This window comes from Levilactobacillus humaensis, assembly GCF_024345185.1.
Classification (GTDB): Bacteria; Bacillota; Bacilli; order Lactobacillales; family Lactobacillaceae; genus Levilactobacillus; species Levilactobacillus humaensis.
Window position 1 is genome coordinate 1 of record NZ_BROB01000061.1, and the last position, 1,593, is coordinate 1,593.

Annotated in this window: 1 protein-coding gene; it reads left to right on the top strand. The window is 38.9% G+C overall.

Annotated features, from left to right (window positions below; translation table 11 throughout):
- Nucleotides 1–287: 287 nt before the first annotated feature.
- Nucleotides 288–1,466: an IS110 family RNA-guided transposase gene (locus OCU14_RS11200; protein ID WP_373875094.1), complete on the top strand. Its 1,179-nt coding sequence runs from the start codon at nucleotides 288–290 to the stop codon at nucleotides 1,464–1,466.
- The last annotated feature ends 127 nt before the right edge of the window (nucleotides 1,467–1,593 follow it).

Genomic DNA, 1,593 nt, shown 5'->3' on the forward strand with positions numbered 1-1,593 from the left:
AAAACATACTAAGATTAGCTCTGTAAAACCGATTTGGTTTTACAGAGCTTTTTTTGAATTACAGTAGGTATATGGAGCTAAAGATCGATCACAGACCCTTGGACCTTGAGTCCGTACCCAAAACTGATCACCGCCATTATCTCTAGTAATTCAGGTTTAAGTATGTTGGTCCTTGAGACCGTGTTTAGGAAATTAGGATAGCCAGAGATAATCCCGGAGTAGCTTTGTATTCTTTTTAGGAGATGTTAGTTTTGAAACAACACGATATTGTTGGTATTGATGTTTCGATGGGAAAAAGTAACTGTGCCATTTATCATCGAAATCAATGTCTTTATGATTTCACTTTTACCCACACGATTACTGGTTTTAAAACCTTACTTTCAAGGATTACCCTAACGGTCAATCCAGTTATTTATTTTGAATCGACAGGTATCTATTCGCGACCTGTCCGGACTTTTTGTAAAACCAATCATCTTGACTATGTTGAGGTAAATCCATTAGCTCTGCACTTTCAAATGAGCACCTTACGACGCCTCAAAACTGACAGAAATGACGCCCATAAAATTGCCCAGTATGGTATTCAATATCCGCAAGGATTATCTCACCCCTTCGCTCCTACCTATGGAAAACTGCATGAATTAGCCCGATTTTATTCTCAAATAGAAGCAGATATCAAAGATAAGCGGATGAGACTACATAATGCACTTCAACAGACCTTTCCAGAGTTGGAGCATCTTTTTGTTAGTCGCATATCAAAGTTGGCGCTAAATATTATTGTGTTGATGCCACATCCAGATTTTGTCCGCTCATTATCACAAACAAAATTGAAAAATACTCTAATGAAAAGTACGGATAAAAATCTTTCCAAAACTAAGGCTTTAAAGCGTGCTCAGGAGCTTCTACACTTTGCAACGGTTAGCTATCCAGCGGCCGATTGTAACAGTACTCAAGTTGACGAAGTCCGCTATTATGCTCGACAGTTAATCAACCTTATCAAGGAAAAGGAAGAGTTAACTAAGCAGCTCAAAAGCTTAGCTCAGAAACTTCCAGAATTTGAAATAATGACTTCTTTTCCAGGTATCGGCGACCTAACGGCCGCCGAGTTAATTGGAGAACTTGGCGACATCCGAAGATTTACCAATAATCGTAAACTAAATGCTTATGTTGGCATTGATTTGAACCGTTACCAATCTGGTACGTATACACGTCCTGATCATATTAATAAACGTGGTAACGCCCATGCACGAGCTATTCTATTTTTCGCAATAGGAAATATGATTCGGCAACAAGCAGCGGCGCCTAACCACATTGTCGATTACTATTACCGATTAAAAAAAGGACCCCATCCCAAACAGGATAAGGTCGCAAAGGTAGCTTGCATGAATAAGACCATCAAGTGTCTCTTAGTCATGGTAAAAGCCAACCAAAGATATGACTACTCATATCACGGACTCGAGGTCCAATAAGGCATACGCCTTATGATTTAATTCTAACAGTCTCACTTTGAATTTCAAACCTGTTCTTAGTGAGATACTGTTTGGTGTACCCTAAAATAAAGTCTCTTTATTTACAGAGCTTGACTAAACGTAGGAA